Below are 1,101 nucleotides of genomic sequence, written 5' to 3' on the forward strand. Positions count from 1 at the left end.
AGCGCGGACCGGACGGCCTCGGTGAGCGGACGGCCCGCGGGGGCCGCGGCGTGCACGGTGGACTCGCGGGCCGCCAGCGCCGCGAGGTCCCGGCCGCCGTCGCTCTCGTGGCCGCCGGCCAGCACCACGGTGGCGGCGGCATGGGACCGGGTCATCACTCAGGCACCCACCGGGTCGTGGCAGGAGACCAGCTTGGTCCCGTCCACGAACGCCGCCTCGACCTGGAGCAGCGGGAGCATCTCGCGCACGCCCGGCATGACGTCCTCGCCGCTGACGACCTGCTTGCCGATCTCCATGCACTCGGCGACGGTGCGGCCGTCCCGGGCGCCCTCCATGATCGCCTCGCTGATCAGCGCGCAGGCCTCGCTGTAGTTCAGCTTGACGCCGCGGTCCCGGCGTTTGCGGGCCAGATCGGCGACGACGTAGATGTACAGCTTGTCGATCTCACGCGGCGAGAGATTCACGGGTATCACTCTTCCTTTCCGAGAATCCGATGGAATGCAGAAAGATGCTCAACGGGCTTCGGTGAGCCCGGGGTTACTCGACATCAGATGAATTCGGCGGCGCCGGACGCGGAATCAAGTCCGGCGCAGGCGCGGGACGGCCGGCACCGCCGCCAGGAACAGCAGTGTGGTCAGGACGAACGGCCAGGTGAAGGCGTGACCGCCGAAGGGCGCGGAGGCCGCGCCGAGCGCCGGCGTGAGCACGGTCGCGCCGGCGGCACCGACCAGGGCGTACGCCGCGCTCCAGGCGTCGGGCGCCAGGAACACCCCGCACAGCGCGAGGGCGACCAGGACGCCGCTGTACCCGAGCAGGCCCTGCCCGACCGCCTCGCCGGGGGCGCCGAACACCCAGGCCGTGAGCAGCCCGGTGGCGCTCCCCGCGCAGGCCATCAGGCCCGCGAGCCGGCTCGCCGCGAACAGCCCGGCCAGGAACAGCAGTCCGACGTACCACTGCGGCATGAAGAAGATCTGACCGATGTTCGCGAAGAAGCCGTGCCAGAGCTGGTCCCAGCTCAGCCCGGTCGGCCCGGCGGCCGGGACGGGCAGCGCGGCGGGTGCGCCCGCGCCCTGCCACAGTCGCCGGAAGCCGGGGGCGGCC

2 protein-coding genes are annotated in these 1,101 nt (G+C 72.7%); both read right to left on the reverse strand.

What is annotated here, in order from left to right:
* Positions 1-158: 158 nt before the first annotated feature.
* Positions 159-464, reverse strand: coding sequence for an urease subunit gamma (locus AE652_RS41880; protein ID WP_049661349.1), 306 nt, complete (start codon positions 462-464; stop codon positions 159-161).
* Positions 465-578: 114 nt separating this feature from the next.
* Positions 579-1,101 (reverse strand): urea transporter (locus AE652_RS41885; RefSeq protein ID WP_049661350.1); only part of this gene is annotated, 523 nt, incomplete at its 5' end.

This window comes from Kitasatospora sp. MY 5-36, assembly GCF_001182915.1.
Classification (GTDB): domain Bacteria; phylum Actinomycetota; class Actinomycetes; order Streptomycetales; family Streptomycetaceae; genus Kitasatospora.